At 51.6% G+C, this 20,670-nt stretch carries 15 protein-coding genes and 1 pseudogene; 15 read left to right on the forward strand and 1 reads right to left on the reverse strand.

What is annotated here, in order from left to right; translation table 11 throughout:
* Window position 1: 1 nt before the first annotated feature.
* The 3 genes from KJS44_RS01895 to KJS44_RS01905 are packed head-to-tail and all read left to right on the forward strand — an operon-like array spanning window position 2 to window position 3,218.
* Window positions 2-1,771, forward strand: coding sequence for a CD1108 family mobile element protein (locus KJS44_RS01895; RefSeq protein WP_213540164.1), 1,770 nt, complete (start codon window positions 2-4; stop codon window positions 1,769-1,771).
* 35 nt (window positions 1,772-1,806) lie between these two features.
* Window positions 1,807-2,058, forward strand: coding sequence for a DUF4315 family protein (locus KJS44_RS01900; protein WP_013274293.1), 252 nt, complete (start codon window positions 1,807-1,809; stop codon window positions 2,056-2,058).
* Window positions 2,055-3,218 carry a CD1107 family mobile element protein gene (locus KJS44_RS01905; protein WP_213540165.1) on the forward strand — a complete coding sequence of 388 codons (1,164 nt, stop codon included), beginning with the start codon at window positions 2,055-2,057 and terminating at the stop codon, window positions 3,216-3,218. Before KJS44_RS01900 ends, KJS44_RS01905 begins: the two co-directional genes overlap by 4 nt.
* A gap of 310 nt (window positions 3,219-3,528) precedes the next feature.
* Here the strand turns inward: KJS44_RS01905 and KJS44_RS01910 are convergent, their stop codons facing one another.
* Window positions 3,529-3,891 (reverse strand): NADAR family protein, encoded by a 363-nt coding sequence (locus KJS44_RS01910; protein ID WP_213540166.1) that lies wholly within the window; start codon window positions 3,889-3,891, stop codon window positions 3,529-3,531.
* 574 nt (window positions 3,892-4,465) lie between these two features.
* On the opposite strand from KJS44_RS01910, the pseudogene KJS44_RS01915 reads away from it, so the two are divergent.
* The 12 genes and pseudogenes from KJS44_RS01915 (at window position 4,466) to KJS44_RS01965 (ending at window position 20,459) form a co-directional block, all read left to right on the forward strand.
* Window positions 4,466-5,962: pseudogene (locus tag KJS44_RS01915) on the forward strand (glycosyltransferase).
* Window positions 5,963-6,302: 340 nt separating this feature from the next.
* A complete protein-coding gene (locus KJS44_RS01920; RefSeq protein ID WP_213540167.1) occupies window positions 6,303-8,381 on the forward strand; it encodes a DNA topoisomerase 3 in 2,079 nt (692 codons plus the stop codon).
* Window positions 8,378-9,265, forward strand: coding sequence for an LPD16 domain-containing protein (locus KJS44_RS01925; RefSeq protein WP_118728535.1), 888 nt, complete (start codon window positions 8,378-8,380; stop codon window positions 9,263-9,265). Before KJS44_RS01920 ends, KJS44_RS01925 begins: the two co-directional genes overlap by 4 nt.
* Window positions 9,262-9,570, forward strand: coding sequence for an immunoglobulin (locus KJS44_RS14485; RefSeq protein WP_118728536.1), 309 nt, complete (start codon window positions 9,262-9,264; stop codon window positions 9,568-9,570). Before KJS44_RS01925 ends, KJS44_RS14485 begins: the two co-directional genes overlap by 4 nt.
* Window positions 9,557-10,150 (forward strand): YodL domain-containing protein, encoded by a 594-nt coding sequence (locus KJS44_RS01930; protein ID WP_244976550.1) that lies wholly within the window; start codon window positions 9,557-9,559, stop codon window positions 10,148-10,150. The genes KJS44_RS14485 and KJS44_RS01930 overlap by 14 nt, the downstream gene beginning before the upstream one ends.
* Window positions 10,151-10,357 (forward strand): transposon-transfer assisting family protein, encoded by a 207-nt coding sequence (locus KJS44_RS01935; protein ID WP_097783070.1) that lies wholly within the window; start codon window positions 10,151-10,153, stop codon window positions 10,355-10,357.
* 802 nt (window positions 10,358-11,159) lie between these two features.
* Window positions 11,160-11,504 carry a TnpV protein gene (locus KJS44_RS01940; protein WP_242963147.1) on the forward strand — a complete coding sequence of 115 codons (345 nt, stop codon included), beginning with the start codon at window positions 11,160-11,162 and terminating at the stop codon, window positions 11,502-11,504.
* A gap of 1,103 nt (window positions 11,505-12,607) precedes the next feature.
* Window positions 12,608-17,860, forward strand: a complete 5,253-nt coding sequence (locus KJS44_RS01945) for an SNF2-related protein (RefSeq protein WP_458574482.1) — start codon at window positions 12,608-12,610, stop codon at window positions 17,858-17,860.
* Window positions 17,857-18,189, forward strand: a complete 333-nt coding sequence (locus KJS44_RS01950; protein ID WP_013274283.1) for a plasmid mobilization protein — start codon at window positions 17,857-17,859, stop codon at window positions 18,187-18,189. Before KJS44_RS01945 ends, KJS44_RS01950 begins: the two co-directional genes overlap by 4 nt.
* A 151-nt stretch (window positions 18,190-18,340) precedes the next feature.
* Window positions 18,341-18,646: a hypothetical protein gene (locus KJS44_RS01955; protein ID WP_156703600.1), complete on the forward strand. Its 306-nt coding sequence runs from the start codon at window positions 18,341-18,343 to the stop codon at window positions 18,644-18,646.
* Between the two features lie 16 nt (window positions 18,647-18,662).
* The gene (locus tag KJS44_RS01960; RefSeq protein ID WP_008396502.1) at window positions 18,663-18,932 is read left to right on the forward strand and encodes a hypothetical protein; all 270 of its coding nucleotides are present in this window, start codon (window positions 18,663-18,665) and stop codon (window positions 18,930-18,932) included.
* A gap of 54 nt (window positions 18,933-18,986) precedes the next feature.
* Complete coding sequence (locus KJS44_RS01965; protein WP_244976551.1) at window positions 18,987-20,459, forward strand: relaxase/mobilization nuclease domain-containing protein; 1,473 nt, start codon at window positions 18,987-18,989, stop codon at window positions 20,457-20,459.
* Window positions 20,460-20,670: the final 211 nt, after the last annotated feature.

The following is a 20,670-nucleotide window of genomic DNA, read 5'->3' on the forward strand; positions in this document are numbered from 1 at the left end:
AATGGCTGGCAAGAAAAATCCGAATCTCGGAGACAAGCTGCGGCAGGAGCGCGAGGGTGCGGAGAACACCCTTCGCGATTCCAGAAGCAAAACCGCAGATAGCAGTACGGGAGACGGCGGCAAGAAAAAAGCGGAACACCGAAGGCAGATTCGTCACGAGGCCGATCTTGCTAAGATGCGCAGTAAGAAGCTGAAATCAGAGCAGGAAGTAAAAGCGAAAAAGAATGCAGCAGCTTCCGGGAAAAAAGGCGGAAAGCCAAAGAAGCCGGGAAATCTTGCGGCAGATGCACTTTCAGCCAAGGCACATCAGAGTGTGCGCAATGCCGACCAGGATAATAATTCTGGTGTGGAGGCAGCGCATTTTACCGAAGGTTCAGCGGAAGGTGCAGCCCGTGCTGGTTCCCGGTTCCAATATGGTCGAAAGCTGCGGCAGTACAAAAAGCTGGAGCGGTTGGAGAAAAAGGCAGATAAAGATGCCGTGGATTCCATCTTTGCGGAACGCATGAAGTCTGATCCGCAGGCAGGTTCCAATCTCTTTTCCAGATGGCGGCAGAAGCAGGCTATCAAAAAAGAGTATGCCGCTGCGAAGGCAGGTGCAGCCGCAGCGGAGAACACAGCAGCTGGCACAGCCAAAGCTGCGCAAGGCACTGCCAACATGACGGAAAAGGCATTTCAGTTTGTGCAGAGCCACTCGCATATCATCATCGGTATCGCAGCCGTGGGACTGCTTGTTTTGGTGATTGCCGGTTCGGTTTCATCTTGCTCTGTCTTGATCAATGGCGGCGGCAATGTGGTGCTGGGTACTTCCTACACGGCAGAGGATGAAGATTTGAAAGGCGCGGAGACGGACTATACCAAGCTGGAAGATAAACTTCGCAAACAAATCGACCGCATTGAAACCGACCATCCGGGCTATGACGAGTATCGCTACAATCTGGCAGAAATCGGTCACAATCCCTATGAGCTTGCATCTCTGCTGACCGTAGAATTTGAAAACTATACGAGAAGCCAGGTGCAGGCGCGGCTCCAGAGTATTTTTGAAGCACAGTATGAGCTGAAGTTGGAGGAAAAGGTAGAAATCCGGACAAGGAAAGAAACCCGTGTGGGCTATCGCTACAATCCAATCACCGGAACCGGGTACACCTACACCTATCAGGTAACGGTACAGTATGAGTATAAAATCCTCAATGTAACGCTGCTCAATCGGGGTGTGGACTATGTTGCCAGAAATTCCGGTCTTTCAGATGACCAGCTGGAACGCTATGAAGTCACATTGGAGTGCCGGGGCAATCGGGATGACCTGTTTGCAGGCATCGCCTTTGCAACGCCGGATGGCGCAGGTTCCAGCGGAGAATACCAGGATTACGACATTCCGGGCGAGGCTCTGACGGATGAAAAATTCCGAAAGATGATTACCGAAGCAGAGAAATATCTCGGTTATCCCTATGTCTGGGGCGGCAGCTCGCCGAGCACGAGCTTTGATTGTTCCGGCTTTGTCAGCTGGGTCATCAACCACTGCGGCAATGGCTGGAATGTAGGCAGACAGACGGCCAATGGTCTGATGGGAAAATGCGACATTATCCCGAAAAGAGAGGCAAAGCCCGGAGACCTGATCTTCTTCCAGAAAACCTACAACACCAGCGGAGCGTCCCATGTGGGCATTTATGTCGGCAACGGGATGATGATTCACTGCGGCAACCCAATTTCCTATGCTTCCACTGAGACGAACTACTGGAGGCAGCACTACTACTGCATGGGAAGAATTCGATAAAAACAGGGCGTTTATTCGCCCGGAAAGGACACAACATGAGTTTGAAACTGGAAAAGATTGCTGCGGAGCGTGAGAAAGCCCGCAGGAAACGCGATGAGTGGGAGGAACGCAGAAAGGAATGGGACAGAAAGTACCACGAGCAGGAAAACAGCGAAATCTGTGAAATGGTACATGCCCAGAGCCTGACCCCGGAACAGCTGGCAGTTATCATTCAGATGGCGCAGGCTGCGGTTCCCAACCCGGAAAATCTGAAACTGGATGAGAAAGAAACGGAGGATATGGAATGAAAAAGATGATGGCAATGCTGCTTGCCAGTGTGATGGCGGCAGGAACCTTTACGACCACTGCATTTGCCTATACGGGCGATGATGTGCAGAAGAACACGCATGTCAGTACCGCTGCACAGGAGACGGATGCAGCAGAAAGCACAAATGCGGGGAAAACGGACAATACCGACAGCATCGAAATCGACCCGGACATGCAGGTTCTGCCGGATGGCTATGAGGTCTCTACGGATGCGGATGGGAACCTGATCGTTACGGTGGGCGGCAAAGAATACAATATCGGCAGCGAAAAGTCCCAAAAGCAGACTGGTACGGTGGTGCCGGGGATCACCAGTCTGCATTTTCGTTCCGGTCCCGGCATGGATCAGGAGATTATCGGATATCTGCATTCCGGCGATACGGTGGAGATTGTCGAAAAATGCGGTGACTGGTATAAGGTAAACTTCAACGGCAAAACCGGGTATGCACATGGAAAGTACCTGAATGTCACGGATTCTGCAAAAGACAGCAGCATGTTCAGTGAAGATGCGCTGAAGCTGTTTCTGGATCTGATGCAGAGTGGAATGTCATACGAGGATGAGACGAAATCCAGTGCAGCTTTGACTCCGGAAGGAAATATGACGCTGGTGGACGATATCGGTGAGGAAGAAGATAAATCCAGCCAGCAGTTCATTACGCTGGTGACAAAGGCGGGCAACACCTTTTATCTGATCATCGACCGCGATAAAGACGGCAACCAGAATGTGCATTTCCTGAACATGGTGGACGAGGCCGATCTGCTTGCGCTGATGGATGAAGAGGAAGCTGCCAAGTATCGGGAGAAGGAGCCGGAAGTCACGGAACCTGCGGAAACCGAAAAGCCGCAGGAGACGGAACCGGCACCGGAAGAGCAGAAAACAGAGAGCGAGCAGAAGAAATCGTCTCCGCTTCCGATGATTATGCTGCTTCTGTTTGTGATCGGTGCAGCCGGTGTCGGCGGTTATCTCTATATCAAGATGAAGGGCGTAAAGCCTGCGTCCAAGAAAAATCAGCCGGACCCGGATGCGGATTATCACGATGAGGATGAAGATACGCTCCAGCTGCCGGAGGATGATGGTGACGAGGACGAAGAAGTGGATGTCAACGAGGATTATGAAGCGGAATCGGACGATGAACCTGTCTGATTAACGCAGCGTTGACCGGTGGGGCGGCTGAAAAGCCGTCCCCTTTACATAGCCAAATGGTTGGTGGGTGAACTGTTTTGAGCTATGAAGCTATGGACTCTGTAGGCGATATCTGATAAAATAGAAAGTAAGAACAGCTCAACAACTCGGAATTTTACCATCCAGCATCTCTCAAAAATAATAGGCATATTTTCATATAGTGTTGATTAAATGTCTATAAGTGCTCATATTCTGCGCATTTTGATCTGCATTTATTCATATCTATAAATCATCAAATACGTATTTATATTGGTATCTGGATTTTCGCCCTTCACACCCGTTCTCGTACGATCATGAGTGCATACCCCAGCAGGTTCGTTCCGTGCCACTTTTTCACGTCGAGTCGATCTGGGTCCTTCATCAATAAGCCGATGCCCCAGATGTGGTCCTTGACGGCGCACTCTGCGAGGATGGCGTCGCCGGTGGATTTGAGCTGAGCCTTCAGGTCTTCGTTCTGCTCAAACTTTGCGAGGAGGCCTTCGTAGACGAGGATCTGGCGCATGCCGTTCCATCTGCTTTCATCATAGTTTGAAACCTGGCGGCCCAGTTCCTTGATGCGGCCGACGTCATCGGTTTTCAGGATTTCTGCGGCGACCTTCTCGTCCCGAAAGCAGCGCGCCTTCTGGTACATCATGGTCAAACTCTGCGCGCTGAACTGTCGCTTTAATTCCCAGAACTTTATAGAGATATTCCATATGTTCTCCTTCTATTTAACTCTATTTTTGTATTATAACTTGTTTTAAGTTAAGTTTCGATATTAAAGTTAAGATAATTCAAAAAAATCATCAGGAAGCGGAAATATCATAAGAATAATTTAACACCATGGCACCTTCTTTTTCCTCTCAGATTTCCGTGCTCTGCCACTTTTATGAGCGTTCTTTTCAGTATTTTGCCACTTTCATGAGGGAATAATCCGTGCTTCATTACACTTTCATGAGCGAATTTATGCTGTAATATGACATTTTCATGAGGGAATTGGTGCTTCGATGCGACGTGAGGAGGTAGTGGGCGGAGGCATGGGCGCGATAAAGGCAACGAGTGCGAATGGGTGGACGCGACGTGAGAAGGTGGAGGGTGCGGACGCGTGGGCGCGGAGTGAGCAGGCGGAGGGTCGAGACATTGGCCCGGGAAAAGTGAGCAGAAATATACGAGTGTCAACGGGAGGGTTTTATGGTACAACTAGAAGTAGTTTTTTGATGGAGGTGCCTATGGAGCCGAAGGTCAGTATCATCGTGCCGGTGTATAACGCGGAGAAGAGTCTCGCGCGCTGTGTGGACAGTATTCTGAATCAGGAGTTTCGGGATTTCGAGCTGATCCTCATGGATGATGGAAGTAAGGATCGGTCCGGGTAGATCTGCGACGGATATGCGCGGGCGGATGCGCGCGTGGTGGTCGTGCATAAGGAGAATACGGGGGTGTCGGATACGCGAAACCAGGCGATCGCGCGGGCGCGGGGTACGTTTCTGCAGTTCGTGGACAGTGATGACTGGCTGACGGCGGATGCGACGAAGCTGATGGTGCGGGCGGCCGAGGAGACGGGCTGCGACATGGTGATCGCGGATTTCTATCGTGTCGTCGGAGAGATGGTGTCGCGGAAGGGGGATATCGACGCGGACCAGGTGATCGGGTGTGAAGCGTTCGTTGGCTTCATGATGGAGAACCCGGCGGACTACTACTATGGGGTGCTGTGGAATAAGCTGTACCGGCGCTCGCTTGTGGAGGCGCACGGGATCCGGATGGATGCGAAGCTCAGCTGGTGCGAGGATTTTCTGTTTAATCTCGAGTATGTGCGCTATGCGACGACGTTCTATGCGCTGCGGACGCCGGTCTACTATTATGTGAAGACGAAGGGTTCGCTGGTGAATCAGAAGATCAGCTTCGCGCGGACGGTGGAGATAAAACTCGCGATGTTCGAGTGCTACAACGACTTCTTCAAGCATGTGCTGGATGAGGATGCGTATGAGCGGAAGCGGCTGCAGGTCTATCATTTTCTAGTGGATGCGGCGAAGGATGGTTTCGTGTTCCCGGCGACGATTCCGGGGACGCAGAAGCTCGGTGAGGAGCGGAGCCAGGCGCTGCAGGAGGTGATTTCGGAGGATGGGATCATCGTGGAGAAGTACCGCGACCGGAAGCTGCTCGAGCGCTATCTCGAGTCGGTGGCGCTGAAGTATGATATGACGCTGGCGGAGCTGTCGCTGCTGCTGTATCGGAAGGACGCGGGAAAGGCGCTCACTCGAGGGGCTGAAGCGCAGATGCCTGCGCGGGAAGATGCCGTGGAGGCGACTGATCGAAAGGATGCCGGAAAGGCGCTGAGCCGGAAGGATCTCGCGGAGCTGATGCATATGAGCCGCGGGGATCTGCGCGCCGCGCTGCAGAAGCTGGTCTCACGCGGGATGCTCGAAGTGGTCGACGTGCCGAGGAAACGACGTGAAGCGGCGGAAATAGCCGAGGCGACCGGTCTTTTCGGAAAGCGTGGCGAGGCACAGGATGCAGACGCGAACGGAATGACGAAGAAAAAACGCGAGCCGCGGAAGATTCGTCTCGAGCTGCTGCCGGCGTCGGATGCGGTGCTGCAGGATATCGCGGCCGCGGAGCGTGACTACGAGCAGGCGAAGTTCCGGGGATTTACCGAGGACGAGCTTCGGCAGTATACAGCGCTCGAGCGGCGTGTGCAGGAGAACGAAAAGCAGATACTGCAGAAGTGAGGATGGGCAGACGAACACCATCAGCGATGCCTGGCGATGAGTCAGCGAGGGGCAGAATGCGTTGCGGCGAGGCACAACGCATGCGCGGAGTGATGATGTGGAGGGCCGAAACATGGGCACAAGCGAGTAGGAGGCGGTGACTAGCCGCCGTCCTCTCACACCACCGTGCGTACCGTTCGGTACACGGCGGTTTCAACAGTTGACGTGCATAGACTGATAAGCTGTGGCAAGATCATAAAAGCCCCAGTTTGTAGACCTAAAACAGAATACCGTTCCTTACATAGCAGTCATGCGCTTCGGTGCCTGGCTGCTAATTTTTTTGCGAAAGGAGCAGTATCGAATGAAGCTTGTATTAGCGGAAAAGCCCTCGGTTGCCATGAGTCTCTCGAAAGTGATCGGGGCAGATCAGCGCGGGGACGGTTATATGGAGGGCAATGGCTACCTTGTCAGTTGGTGTGTGGGGCATCTGGTGGAACTTTCCCAGCCGGAAGCCTATGATGAAAAGTATGCAAAGTGGAAGTATGATGATCTTCCGATTTTGCCGGAACATTGGCAGTATCAGGTGTCCGCCAGCACGAAAAAGCAGTTCGGAATCCTGAAAAAGCTCATGCAGCGGAAAGATGTGGAGAGTCTGATCTGTGCAACCGATGCAGGGCGTGAGGGCGAACTGATTTTCCGACTGGTTTACCATCAGTGCGGCTGCAAAAAGCCGGTGGAACGGCTTTGGATTTCATCAATGGAGGACAGTGCTATCCGGGAAGGCTTTCAGAAGCTCAGACCGGGAACAGAATATGATGCCTTATATGAGGCGGCTTTATGCCGGGAGCGAGCCGACTGGATTGTCGGAATCAACGCCACCCGGCTTTTTTCATGTCTGTATGGGCAGACCCTGAATGTGGGGCGCGTGATGACACCAACGCTTGCGATGGTGGTCATGCGGGATGCAGCAATTCGTGCGTTCAAGCCGGAACCATTCTACTCGGCAGAATTAAAATTCCGGGATTTTCAAGCAGGCGGTGAGCGGATGAAAGCAAAAGCAGAAGCAGAAAAACTGGTGGCAGAGTGCTGTCAGGCGGGAAGTGCCATCATTACTAAGGTGGAGCAGAAAGAAAAATCAGAGAAGCCCCCGGCCTTGTTTGATCTGACCTCGCTTCAGAGAGAAGCAAACCGGCAGTTGGGATTCACTGCCCAGCAGACCCTGGATTACACACAGGCTCTGTACGAGAAGAAACTCGTAACTTATCCCCGTACCGACAGCCGGTATCTGACGGATGATATGGCACCGCTGGTGCCGGAACTTGTTTCTGTGATCCAGCAGAGCTTTCAGATTCAGCCGGATGAGACAGCACCGGTGAATGCAGCGCAGGTCATCAATTCCAAGAAAGTCACCGATCACCATGCCATTATTCCTACAAAAACAGCGGCAGGTTATGACATTTCCTCTCTTCCCAGCGGAGAACAGGCGATTCTTACCATGTTGGCGGTGCGGCTGATTTGCGCGGTAGGAACTTCATGCCGCTATGCAGAAACCATAGTAGAAGCCGAGTGTGCCGGTCAGAAGTTCAGCACGAAAGGCAAAACAGTTACGGATATGGGCTGGAGGCGATATGCAGGAAAGCCGGTTGAAGATGCTGAGAAGAATGCGGAGGCGGGTGATCTTCCGGAGCTTTCGGAAGGCATGACACTGGAACTTGCCGGTGTCGATCTGAAAGAGGGCAAGACCAGCCCGCCTAAGAGATTTACCGAAGATCTTCTGCTTTCAGCGATGGAGAGTGCCAGCTCGGATGAATTTCCGGCTGGTGTAGAGCGAAAAGGCATCGGCACACCGGCCACACGCGCTGCCATCATCGAAAAACTGGTGCAGAAAGGCTTTATCGAGCGCAGGGGCGATAAGAAAACGAAATACCTTTGTTCTACGGACAAGGGAAATGCGCTGGTGACGGTGGTGCCGGAACAGATTCAGTCCCCATCCATGACGGCAGACTGGGAGGAAAAACTGCTGAAAATAGAACACGGCGAGTATGACAGCGATGACTTTATGGGTGAAATCAGCAGCTTGGTCAGCGGACTTGTTAAAACCTACGAGGCTGTAAAAGGTGCTGATGTGCTGATGCAGCCGGAACGGAAAGTCATTGGCTCCTGCCCCGCCTGCGGCAGTGATGTCTGCGAAACGGCAAAGGGATGGTTTTGCAGGGATAAGGGCTGTAGATTTGCGCTCTGGAAGGAAAACAGGTTCTTTCAGACACTGGGAAAGCAGATGACGGAGGAACTGGCAAAGCAACTGGTAAATCAGGGGAAAGCACGGCTTACCCATTGTTATTCCAAGAAATCTGGACGTTACTATGACACAACCGTTTATGTAGAGACCGGCGAGGACGGTGCAGCAGCATTTAAGCTGGAGTTTGGAGGTAAAAAATGAGCATGAAAATGATGAATGCAGCTTATCTGGTGGATAATGCTGCACTGCTTTCCTTGCAGGAAAAGCAGGACGGCGTGGAATTCCATTGCTTTGATATGGACAGCAAGGTGCAGATTGCCGAGGGACACATTGGCTGGGATGTGTTGGATAAACAGCCGTTTTCTACGCTGGAAGAAAGCGCGAGGATGGCGGCACTCCAGCAGATTCTCCGGCTTGACGGTCTTGCCGTTGCGCCGGTAGCCCCGGAGATGCTGGAGCAGGTACGCGGCGGTAGAAAGGTTCTCTGGCAGATGAAAAAGGCTGATCCTGAGCTGGAGAATGCTAAAAATATCCGGTTTATCACCAGCAGCTACGAAGATCGGTTCAAAATTCCGGATGGCAGTGCGGTGGAGATTGAGTATCCGAATCGGAAATTTTCAGCCCGCTGCGAATATATGGACGAATATCATCTGCGCCTGGGGTATGATGTTCTGCACATCTGTCAACTGGCAGAAATGCTGGAACGCGGCGGTGGCACCTGCCGCCCGGAGCCGCTGATTACGGAAGAACGCTGTGCATGGGATTTGGGAAGCAAGGGCTTTCTTGCCATTCAGACCTGTGAGGACGGTTACGACTATACCTTATATCATAAGGACTTCACGGAAATTGACGGCGGACAGATCGACGACCCGGAAATCAGCATGAATGCAGCCAGAGACCAGATTCTTTCGGATTATGGGTTCGGTGGCCGCACCATGACGCGGATTGACTATGATGAACTTTGTGATCGTGCAGAGGAAGCGGAAATCAGCAGACGGGAATCTGTGCTGGGTAAACTCTCGGATTTGTCTTCCAGAACGGATACGCCGGTGAAAGCTGCCAAGGCGAAGGAGGCGGAGCGATGAAATACAAGCTTACGAAGGCAGAGCAGGAAACCGTCATCAATTTTGATAATGAACTGGATACCGCCAGCATTTATACCCATGACAGCCGCCTGATTAAGAAGCTCAGGGAACTGCGAAAACAGTATCCGGAGCAGTTTATTTTGGAGCACCGGGAGCATGGGTCGGTCACGTATACAATTCCGAAACGCTGCGTCGGTATCCGACCGCCTTACAGTGAAAAGCGTCGGGAACAGCAGCGACAGGAAGCAAAGGAAAACGGCCTGCCGTTTATGGAGAAGGGAGAAATGGATGATGGCAAGAATTGAAAAATGGGATGAAGTGCATGGAAATCAGGCATCAGACGAAAGAATGATGGCATTTCTCGACAGTGCTACCGACCAGTATGCGATTTTGCAGCTTCGCCGCAGTGAGGATACGGTATATGAACGCTTTTCGTCTATGCGCGAACTGGAACGGATGGGGCTGGAACCGGATATTGACCATTATGAGGTGGTGTATACGGCTCCGCTTCTTCCCTACAAGGATCAGAATACGATGTTGGAGGAACTGTATGCGAAATTCAATGTTTCCCGCCCTGATGATTTTACTGGGCATAGTCTTTCTGTGTCTGACATCGTGGCTTTACGGCAGAATGGTGTTGTAAGCTGTCACTATGTGGATTCCATCGGCTTCCAGGAACTGCCCGGATTTTTGAAACCGGAGAATTACCTGAAAGCCGCAGAAATGGCAATGGAAGACGATTACGGCATGATTGACGGCGTAATCAATAACGGAAAGAAGGAAGAACCTGCGGAGAGAGCATCGGTTCTGGATCAGCTGAAGGAAAAGCAGGAGGCGGTGCCGCCTGCACCGCCTCGCAGGTGCTGCGAAGAAAAGGAGTTGTAAATGCGTTTTACGGATGACGAGTGGATGCTCATGATGCTTTACAGCCCTGGCACACGGACGGGGCTGATTGCAGAGCTTCAGACGATGCAGAAAAGTCTGACGGGCAGAGATAGAAACCTGCGTAGGTGGACGGCCTCGCTGCTTGCGAAACTGGCTGAGATGACAGATGCAGAATATGAGGCACTGGATTTGTATCCGGACGAATAAGGGAGAGGAGGAAAAAGACAGATGATGACGAAAACGGCTTATTATATGCAGATGGCGCAGGAAGCTGCGGCACAGATCACTGGAAGCAAAGAGCAGTGGACAGCGTTTCTGACCACATCCGCACGGCTTTATAAGTATCCCTTTGCGGAACAGCTGATGATCTATAAGCAGAGGCCAGAAGCAACGGCCTGTGCAGAGTACGATCTCTGGAATGACCGGATGAATCGCTATGTGAAGCGCGGCTCCAAGGGCATTGCTCTTTTGGACATGCGCGGTGAGCAGCCGAAACTGCGGTATGTATTTGATGTGGCAGATACCGGAGAACGGAAGAATTCCCGCCCGGTACAGCTCTGGAAAATGAATGCGGAGCATGAGCAGCCGATCATTCGGGCACTGGATGCAGCATTTGATGTTCCTGCCGGTGCCGGGTCTCTGGAAAATCACATTATGGAAGCAGCAGAACGCCTTGCAAGGGATTACTGGGAGGAAAACCGCAGGCAGATCAGTGACATCGTTGCAGATTCTTATCTGGAAGGGTATGATGAACTCAACATCGGAGCTTCCTTTAAGAGAGCTGCCGCTGTCAGCATCGCATATTCCGTCTTTACCCGGACGGTGGGCAATGCAGATGACTATTTTGAACACGAGGATTTTCTGGACATCTTTGATTTTAATACGCAGGCTGCTGCCAATGTGCTGGGAACTGCGGTCAGTGAAATGTCCAGCCAGATATTCCGGGAAATTGAACGCACGATCCGAACCTATGAAAGAGATAAACAGGCAGAAAGGAGCCAAAACTATGATGGAGCTGAATTACACGAAGAACGGCGATTACCTGATTCCGGACATCCAGTTGTCGGTGCAGGAACAGAAGCCTCTGGGCAAGTACGGGAGGATGCGCAGAGCATTCCTGCAGGAGAACAACACGCTGCTGTACAATCACCTGATCCTGACCGAGAAGCTGTACCCGCACCTGTGGGAGATTCAGGAGACCGCGACCGCACGGATGGAACAGATGATGGCGGAGCTTCTGAAAGCGAATCCGGCACCGGACAAGAAATTGAACCAGATGGCCTGGGTGCAGCACATGAACATGCTGAAAGCGCAGGCAGAGGAAGTCATTCTGACGGAACTTATCAACAGTTGAACTTTATGAGCCTGTTTCAGTCCGAAGCAGAGCAGATTCAGAAAATTGATGCGGCGGCAGAGAATGCAGCCAGAGAAGCGGAGAGCGAAAAGCCCTCCGCTTTTGTAATTTCTGAGGATGAAATCGACCGGATGCTGCGGACAGGCTCTAATTTTGAAGGCGGAAAAATTCGTATTTATGCGCTGTATCAGCAGCAAGGGGACGCAAAAGAACGAGCTGCATTCCTGAAAGCGGAATATGGTCTCGGTGGTCACAGCTATACCTTTATGGATGGCAGTCGCGGTTTTGCCGATTATAACGGAAAAGGCATTCTGCTTCGCAATTATGACCATGACCGGGAAGTGCGCCTCACATGGTCGGCGGTGGATAAGCGGTTAGACCGGCTTGTGGAAAATGGTCAGTACCTGACTGCGCTGGAAATGGAAGAGTATCGGAAGCTGGAGCAGGAATATGGTGCGTCGCTTCCTATGCCGACTGCCGCCCATGTATTTCCGCCAACGCCGCCGGAACGCTACGATACCGGAAATGAGCATGTGGATAATATGCTGAATACGGCTGCGGATATCTATGCCCGTAGCGAGTTGGCAGCACCTCAGCGGTTTACCGTGATGGAAACTGACGATGGCTATGCGGTTTGGGATGATATTCAGGACGGCATTCATGTGGAGCCGGATGGTGTCAGCGAAGAGTTTACCAGCGAATGTGAGGCAGAGACCTACCGCCAGCAGTTGATTAAAAAAGTCCAGGAACGGGAAGCCAAAGACTGGCTCTATGTTGAGCAGAGCAAGCAGGATTTGCAGCAGGACATTCCATTCCCGGATGTGGAATCCGAAGAAGTACAGGAACCGGCTCACGCAAAGGCAGATCCTCTGGTGCTGGAAATGCAGGAACACGCCAGAGAACTTGCCAGAGAGTCAGGCTATGCACCGGATGAACGGTTTGTAGTCACGATGACCGGCGATAATTTCCCGGATTCTAAGGATGCGTTTGCCATCTGGGATTATGTTAAAGAAGAGTATTACGGATATTCGGACGGAAAAGTGCAGACATTTGCCGATTATGTAAGCGCATCAGAGGCGTTGCAGGAGATTCGCGGCAGGAACATGAAGGCTGAAAAAGAGCCTGCAACTGTGCAGCCAGAACCCGCAGCTCCGGTGCAGCCGGATTATCGTGTCGGCGATACGCTGTATCTGGACGGAAAGGCATTTACGATTGAAAAAGTCGGGCTGTTCGACGTGGAGCTTCGGGACCCGGATTCCGTGTATCCGATCTTCCGCTCGGAAAGCAAGGAAAATCTGGCAAGACTTTTGGGGCACGAGGATAATATTCACCTGCACAATCTGGTGGTTGATCTAAATTCTGGAAAAGAAGCAGCGTCAAAAGATATTGAGAATACAGGTACTGTATGGTCGGATGAGGCGTTGGATCAGCTCCCGATTACAGCTGTGATTGATGGGACCGTTCAAACATTTCCTAATGCAGCTGAGGAAGAAGCGTTCCGGGCAGAGCATGAAGCAAAACATGCGGAGAACTACCGCATCAACAGCTTTCATCTCGGTGAAGGCAGCCCAAAGCAGAAATTCCGTGCCAACATGGATGCCATCTATATGCTGAAAACCTTGGAAAACCAGCACAGGGATGCGACAACGGAGGAGCAGGAAACGCTGGCCAATTATGTCGGCTGGGGCGGGCTGGCAGATGCCTTTGACGCAGAGAAAACTGCCTGGACAGGCGAATATAAGGAGCTGAAAGCAGCTCTTACGGAAGAAGAATATGCCGCAGCCAGAGCTTCGACTCTGAATGCGCACTACACCAGCCCTACCGTGATCCGTGCAATCTATGAAGCATTGGACGGTATGGGATTTGAGAAAGGCAATATTCTGGAACCGTCGATGGGTGTCGGCAACTTCTTCGGTATGCTGCCGGATTCCATGCTGGGGAGCAGGCTCTATGGTGTGGAACTGGATTCCATCACCGGGCGTATTGCGCAAAAGCTGTATCCGCAGGCAGAAATCAAGGTGGCAGGCTTTGAGACCACCGACCGGCGTGATTTTTATGATCTGGCCGTGGGCAATGTGCCTTTTGGCAACTACCGTGTCAGCGATAAGCCATATGATAAACTCGGATTTTCTATCCACAACTATTTCTTTGCCAAGGCACTGGATCAGGTTCGGCCCGGTGGTATCGTGGCCTTTGTTACCAGCCGCTATACGATGGATTCCAAAAATCCGGACGCACGAAAGTATCTGGCGCAACGGGCAGAACTGCTGGGAGCCATCCGACTTCCTAACAACGCATTCCGTGTCAATGCCGGTACGGATGTGGTGTCGGATATCATTTTCCTGCAAAAGAGAGACCATCCCATTGATATCGAACCGGATTGGGTGCATCTGGGGCTGACATCGGAGGGTATTACCCTCAACAGCTATTTTGTTGACCACCCGGAAATGGTGCTGGGTGAGATTACAACGGAAAGTACCCAGTACGGCAAGGAAGAATGTACGGTCATTCCGATTCCGGATGAGGATCTGGGAGACCAGCTGCATGAGGCTGTGCAGCATATCGGCGGTCACTATGAAGCGCAGGAGCTGGCACCGGAGGAAGAACTGTCCTTGCAGGGCGAAACCATTCCGGCAAACCCTAATGTAAAGAACTTCTCCTATGCGGTGGTGGATGGGGATGTCTACTTCCGTGAGAACAGCATCATGCGAAAGGCTGACCTTTCTGCGACAGCCACCGGCAGGATCAAGGGCATGGTGGAGCTTCGTACCATTGTGCAGGAACTGATCGACTATCAGCTGAACGATTATCCGGAGGACGCGATTGCCCAGAAACAGCGGGAACTGAATGTGGCCTATGACCGATTCGCCGATCAGTATGGACTTATCAACTCCCGTGCAAATGCACAAGCTTTTTCGGAAGATTCGTCTTATTATCTGCTTTGCTCTCTGGAAAATGTAGATGAAAACGGCAGGCTGGAATCCAAGGCGGATATGTTCACCAAACGGACGATTCGACCGGAACGGGCTGTTACCAGTGTAGATACCCCGGCAGAAGCTCTGGCAATCTCCATCGGAGAGCGCGGCAGAGTGGATTTGCCCTATATGTCGGAGCTTTTAGGTACACAGGGGGAATATGAAAAAATCCAGCAGGAACTGCATGGTGTCATTTTCAAAGATCCGATGACGCAGGGTGGCGAGGAAACCGGCTGGGTAACAGCTGACGAATATCTGTCCGGTAATGTCCGGGAAAAGCTCCGCGTGGCAGAACTGGCTGCGGCCTCCGATCCTGCCTTTGCGGTAAATACAGAATATCTGAGAAAGGCACAGCCGAAAGACCTGGATGCTTCAGAGATTGATGTGCGCCTTGGTGCCACATGGGTCAATCGGGATTATATCCAGCAGTTTATGGAAGAAACTTTTGAACCGCCGTTTTACTTGCGCCGAAACATTGAAGTGAAATTCTCTCCCATGACGGCAGAATGGCAGATCACCGGCAAGAGTACACCGAGCCGGAATGATGTCCATGCCTATATGACCTACGGCACCAGCCGAGCCAACGCCTACCGGATTCTGGAGGATACGCTGAATCTGCGGGATATCCGTATCTACGATACCGTGGAGGATGCAGACGGTAAGCAGAAGCGGGTGCTGAACAAAAAGGAGACCACCCTCGCCCAGCAGAAACAGCAGGCCATTAAGGATGCGTTCCAGAACTGGGTGTGGAAAGACCCTTATCGCCGTGCGGAACTGGTGGAAAAGTATAACGAGCTGTTCAACAGTACCCGTCCCCGTGAGTACGATGGTTCTCATATCCGCTTTGGCGGCATGAATCCGGAAATCCGGCTGCGGGAACACCAGCAGAATGCCATTGCTCATGTGCTGTACGGCGGCAATACGCTGCTGGCCCACGAAGTAGGTGCCGGCAAGACCTTCGAGATGGCCGCTTCTGCTATGGAGGCAAAACGGCTGGGACTGTGCCAGAAATCCATGTTTGTCGTTCCGAATCATTTGACCCTTCAGTGGGCAAACGAGTTTCTGCGTCTGTATCCGAGTGCAAAATTGCTGGTGGCAAGCAAAAAGGACTTTGAAACCGCCCGCAGAAAGAAGTTCTGCGCACGAATTGCTACTGGTGATTACGATGCGGTCATCATCGGGCATTCCCAGTTTGAGAAAATCCCGGTGTCCGCAGAACGGCAGGAGCGAATTTTGGCTGCCCAGATTGATGAAATCGAAAACGCCATTGCTGAGATGAAATCCCAGAATGGCGAACGTTTCTCCATCAAACAGATGGAAAAGACCCGGAAAGGATTGGAGGCGAGATTGGAGAAACTCCGGGCAACCGACCGAAAGGACGATGTGATTACCTTTGAGCAGCTGGGCGTAGACCGGCTGTTTGTAGACGAGGCACACGCGTTTAAGAACCTGTTCCTCTACACAAAAATGCGCAATGTCGCGGGCTTGTCCACATCGGAAGCGCAGAAATCTTCGGATATGTTTATGAAGTGCCAGTATATGGACGAGCTGACAGGCGGGCGCGGCATCATTTTTGCGACCGGCACCCCGGTTAGCAACAGCATGACAGAGCTTTACACCATGATGCGGTATCTCCAGTATGGCACGTTGCAGCAGAAAGGACTGACCCATTTCGACAGCTGGGCTTCTACCTTTGGTGAAACCACCACAGCTATTGAGCTGGCACCGGAAGGAACCGGATACCGGGCAAGGACAAGATTTGCAAAATTCTTTAACCTGCCGGAGCTGATGAACATGTTTAAGGAAGTGGCGGATATCAAGACTTCCGATCAGCTACATCTGCCGGTGCCGGATGCAAAGTTTGAAACCGTGGTGGTGCAGCCTTCGGAACATCAACAGGCGATGGTGGCGGAGCTTTCGGAACGGGCGGCGGCTGTGCATTCCGGTGTGGTAGACCCGTCGGTCGATAACATGCTGAAAATCACATCGGATGGCAGAAAACTGGGGCTGGATCAGCGGCTGATGAATCCGCTCCTGCCGGATGACCCCAACAGCAAGCTCAACGCCTGTGTGCGGAATGTGCTTCGGATTTATGAGGAAGGACAGTCGGATAAGCTGACCCAGCTGCTGTTCTGCGACCTCAGTACACCGAAGAACGATGGAACCTTCAACGTGTATGAGGATATCCGCGCTAAACTCATCCAGTCCGGTGTACCGGAGGAAGAAATCGCATTTATCCATGATGCGGATACCGAGGCAAAAAAGAAAGATTTGTTTGCCAAAGTCCGTACCGGGCAGGTGCGGGTGTTGTTAGGTTCGACGCAGAAGATGGGCGCAGGCACGAACGTGCAGGATAGGCTGGTGGCCGTGCATCATCTGGATGTGGGCTGGCGGCCTGCGGACATGACCCAGAGAAATGGCCGTATCATCCGTCAGGGCAATCGAAACAAAGAGGTGCAGGTTTATCAGTATGTGACGGAAGGAACTTTTGACGCTTACCTCTATCAGACACTGGAGAATAAGCAGAAGTTTATCAGCCAGATTATGACCAGCAAATCTCCGGTTCGTTCCTGTGATGATGTGGATGAGCAGGCACTTTCCTATGCGGAGATCAAGGCACTTTGTGCAGGAGACCCGCAAATCAAGGAAAAAATGGACTTGGATGTAGATGTTGCAAGACTGAAGGTATTGAAGGCGGATCATCAGAGCCAGCAGTACCGATTGGAAGATAAATTGATGAAATATTTCCCTGCGGAGATTGAGAAAACGCAGGGGTTCATCAAGGGCTTTCAGTCGGATATTCGGACGGTGGCGGCACATCCGCTGCCGGAAGAGGGGTTCTGCGGTATGGAGGTGAATGGCACACAATTTACTGAAAAAGCCGAGGCCGGTGAAGCAATTCTTGCGGTCTGTAAAGCCAATCAGAGTCTGGAGCCGGTGCCGCTTGGCAGCTATCGCGGTTTCAAGATGGAGTTGTCATATGACAGCTTCCAGAAAGAGTATCAGGTGCTGCTGAAAGGCGAGATGACCCACCGGGTGCCCATCGGCACCAGTGCTGCGGGCAATATCCAGCGTTTGGATAATGCTCTTGCCGGGATTCCTGCAAGGCTGGAGAAGGCGGAACAGCAGCTGGACAATCTTAGGAGCCAGCAGGAAGCTGCGCAGGCCGAGCTTGGAAAAACGTTTCCCCAGGAGGCAGAACTGGCAGAGAAGAGTGCAAGACTGGCAGAACTGGACGCACTGCTGAATATGGATGACCGTGGAAATGATGATTCTGACCGTGAGAATACAACAGAAAAGCCGTCTGTCCTGGCAGAGCTGCGTGACCGTGCTGGTCGCATTCCGCCGATGACACATCGGGATGAGGAGGTGGCACTATGAGTGTTCGGGAACACTGGATCAATGTCCGGGTGAACCCGGAAGAGCTGGCGAGGATTCGTGAAAAGCAGAAAGAATTGGGGATTCGGAATACCGGTGCCTATATGAGAAAAATGGCGATGGACGGGTACTGCGTAAATCTTGATTTGTCGGATGTGGCGCAGGTATCCACACTTCTTCGCCGATGCAGCAACAACCTGAACCAGTACGCAAAACGCGCCAATGAATCTGGAAGCATCTATGCGGAGGATATCCGGGATTTGCAGAGACGGCTGGATGAACTCTGGGAGATGCAGAAGCTGATCCTGAAGAGGCTTTCTGGTATTCGCTGACGGCGCAAATGTGCGGGATTTCTGTAGCACATGGCACAGATGAAACTGTCTGTGCCGTTACATATTTTTTGGTCTACCTGTTGACATCGTGGTGTTTGGCAAGCAGGTACGATAAAATGAAGATGAAAAGAAAAACGAAGGGGTGAAATCCATGAAGATCGTATGTTTTTTGTTGAAGCTGGTGCTGAAAATCCTGTTGCTGCCGGTTGCGTTTCTGCTGCGATTTCTATGCTTTATCTGGAATCTGCTGATGCAGCTATCCCTGTGGGTGCTTTCGCCGGTTATGCTGTTCGTTCTTGGCTGCGGCATCTATTCGGTGGTTCGGGCGAGCTGGACGGATGTGTTCCTGCTGACCCTGATTGAGATGGGGTTGTTCGCAGCTGCGGTTGGTGCGGGCGGCATCATGGAACTGATGGAGCGGCTATGCGAGCGTGTAGAGGATGTTTTGGCAATTTGAGTTCAGGAGGGATTTGATGGATATTCAGTTTATGAAAGATTATTATGATTTACGGTACGAGGAAACAGATGGAGAGAATCATTTTGTGGAAGAGACTGCTTATCAGGAAAAACAGTCTGAGCAATCGAAGATGGAAGACCAGCTGATGGAAATGGTGGGCGGCAGCGAATCTAATGTGTGGAAGCTGTACGAAAGCATTATGTGTGTCTATTTCGATATGGAAGAAATCATCAAGCAGGCCGTTTATTTGCAGGGAGCTTATGACCGGGAACGGATGTTAAAATGAGAATAGTAGATTGGTAAGAGCTGCCTTCGGGTAGCTCTTTTTAGATGGAGAAATATGAAAATGGCGGCTACAAGACTAATTGCGCTGCATATTAATAAAGGAAAGACGGTGGCGCAGTGTCTGGCTGACCGTACTGCTTATACTGAGAATGCAGCAAAGACGGAAGATGGAAAATATATCAGCGCGTATGCCTGTGACGCAAAGACCTGTGATGAAGAATTTCTGCTTTCCAAACGGCAGTATGAGCATATCACCGGTAGAACCCAGGCGCATGATGTGATTGCATATCAGATTCGGCAATCTTTTAAGCCCGGAGAAATCACGCCGGAGGAGGCGAACAAGGTTGGATATGAGACGGCCATGCGCTTTACTAAGGGAAAACATGCCTTTATCGTGGCTACCCATGTTGATCGTGCGCACATTCATAACCACATTATTTTTAATTCGACTACATTAGACAGCACCAGAAAATTCCGAGATTTTCGCTTATCCGGTCTTGCACTGGCAAGGCTCAGTGATATCGTCTGTCTGGAACACCGGTTGTCGGTCATTATCCGGAAGCCCTATGGAGAGCGGCAGAAGAGAACGGAATACCCGGTGAAAAAATCGCAGCGGGATGAAATCTGCGAGGCCATTGATGCAGCATTGGCAAGAAAACCGAAAGACTTCCGGGAACTGATTGGAATTTTGCAGGAAGCAGGGTACGAGTATAAAGATGGAAAACAGCCTGCACTGCGGGGAAAAGGCCATGCCAGATTTGCCCGCTTCCGCTCTCTTGGCAAAGGATATTCGGTCGAAGAACTCTGCGAAGTGATTGCTGGGAATGTGGTTCATAAAAGCAAATTTGCAGAGAAAACCCGCACAAGCGCAAGGTCAGCACAGGTGCATCAAAAGGCAGAGCTGTCGTTCCTTATTGATGTCCGTGCCAAAATGCAAGCAGGCAAAGGCGCGGGATATGCGCGTTGGGCGAAAGTATTCAATCTGAAGCAGATGGCAAAAGCCATGATGTTCATGGAAGAGCATGGAATCAAGAGCTATGCAGAGCTGAAGGAAAAGGCGGATGGAATTTCTGAAAAATGCGATGCGCTGCTGGAATCTGTAAAGGCGGATGAGGCACGGATGTCGGAAGTGTCGGTGCTGCGGAAGCATCTAATCAATTATGCCAAGACAAAAGATGTTTTTGCCGCGTATAAAGCATCCGGCTACAATCGGGAGTTCTATGAAGCCCATCGGAATACGCTGGCCTTGCGCAGCGCAGCGAAAAAAGCGTTTGATGCCTATAAGAAAGAGAACGGTTCTGACAAAAAGCTTCCACGCATCAGCGAGCTGAACGCAGAGTATGCGATGCTTCTGGAACGAAAGAAAAGCTCCTATGCAGAGTATCGCAAGACCAAATCGGAAATGCAGGATTGGCTTGTGGCGCAGAAGATTGTGCAGGAAATCCTGAAAGAGGACGAGCAGAAAAAAGAGCAGTTGCATGAGCAGGAAGTTCGGCAGGAAGAAGAAAATAGACAAAGCAGTCGATGATGGATTGTCCGGTGCAATGTGGGCGTAATGCTCATGCTGCACCGGGCTTTTTTCTTTGGCAGGAACTGCCGTTAAAGCATCCGGAACGGATGCGCAGCTCGATGCCGCAGGCAGCGTTCTATGGGGATTGGGGAGATTCCCCAACAAGCAGAAAATCGCTTTCGTGTCACGAAAGCCCTGCTTGCAGAAGAGTGGTTCTAAATTGACTTTG

It is taken from the genome of Longicatena caecimuris (genome assembly GCF_018406465.1).
Taxonomy (GTDB): Bacteria; Bacillota_I; Bacilli_A; order Erysipelotrichales; family Erysipelotrichaceae; genus Longicatena; species Longicatena caecimuris.

What these genes read in the sequence shown, in the direction of transcription:
- KJS44_RS01895 (WP_213540164.1), top strand. Translation starts at nt 2, where the DNA reads ATGGCTGGCAAGAAAAATCCGAATCTCGGAGACAAGCTGCGGCAGGAG.
- KJS44_RS01900 (WP_013274293.1), top strand. Translation starts at nt 1,807, where the DNA reads ATGAGTTTGAAACTGGAAAAGATTGCTGCGGAGCGTGAGAAAGCCCGC.
- KJS44_RS01905 (WP_213540165.1), top strand. Translation starts at nt 2,055, where the DNA reads ATGAAAAAGATGATGGCAATGCTGCTTGCCAGTGTGATGGCGGCAGGA.
- KJS44_RS01910 (WP_213540166.1), bottom strand. Translation starts at nt 3,891, where the DNA reads ATGATGTACCAGAAGGCGCGCTGCTTTCGGGACGAGAAGGTCGCCGCA.
- KJS44_RS01920 (WP_213540167.1), top strand. Translation starts at nt 6,303, where the DNA reads ATGAAGCTTGTATTAGCGGAAAAGCCCTCGGTTGCCATGAGTCTCTCG.
- KJS44_RS01925 (WP_118728535.1), top strand. Translation starts at nt 8,378, where the DNA reads ATGAGCATGAAAATGATGAATGCAGCTTATCTGGTGGATAATGCTGCA.
- KJS44_RS14485 (WP_118728536.1), top strand. Translation starts at nt 9,262, where the DNA reads ATGAAATACAAGCTTACGAAGGCAGAGCAGGAAACCGTCATCAATTTT.
- KJS44_RS01930 (WP_244976550.1), top strand. Translation starts at nt 9,557, where the DNA reads ATGGCAAGAATTGAAAAATGGGATGAAGTGCATGGAAATCAGGCATCA.
- KJS44_RS01935 (WP_097783070.1), top strand. Translation starts at nt 10,151, where the DNA reads ATGCGTTTTACGGATGACGAGTGGATGCTCATGATGCTTTACAGCCCT.
- KJS44_RS01940 (WP_242963147.1), top strand. Translation starts at nt 11,160, where the DNA reads ATGGAGCTGAATTACACGAAGAACGGCGATTACCTGATTCCGGACATC.
- KJS44_RS01945 (WP_458574482.1), top strand. Translation starts at nt 12,608, where the DNA reads ATGAAGGCTGAAAAAGAGCCTGCAACTGTGCAGCCAGAACCCGCAGCT.
- KJS44_RS01950 (WP_013274283.1), top strand. Translation starts at nt 17,857, where the DNA reads ATGAGTGTTCGGGAACACTGGATCAATGTCCGGGTGAACCCGGAAGAG.
- KJS44_RS01955 (WP_156703600.1), top strand. Translation starts at nt 18,341, where the DNA reads ATGAAGATCGTATGTTTTTTGTTGAAGCTGGTGCTGAAAATCCTGTTG.
- KJS44_RS01960 (WP_008396502.1), top strand. Translation starts at nt 18,663, where the DNA reads ATGGATATTCAGTTTATGAAAGATTATTATGATTTACGGTACGAGGAA.
- KJS44_RS01965 (WP_244976551.1), top strand. Translation starts at nt 18,987, where the DNA reads ATGAAAATGGCGGCTACAAGACTAATTGCGCTGCATATTAATAAAGGA.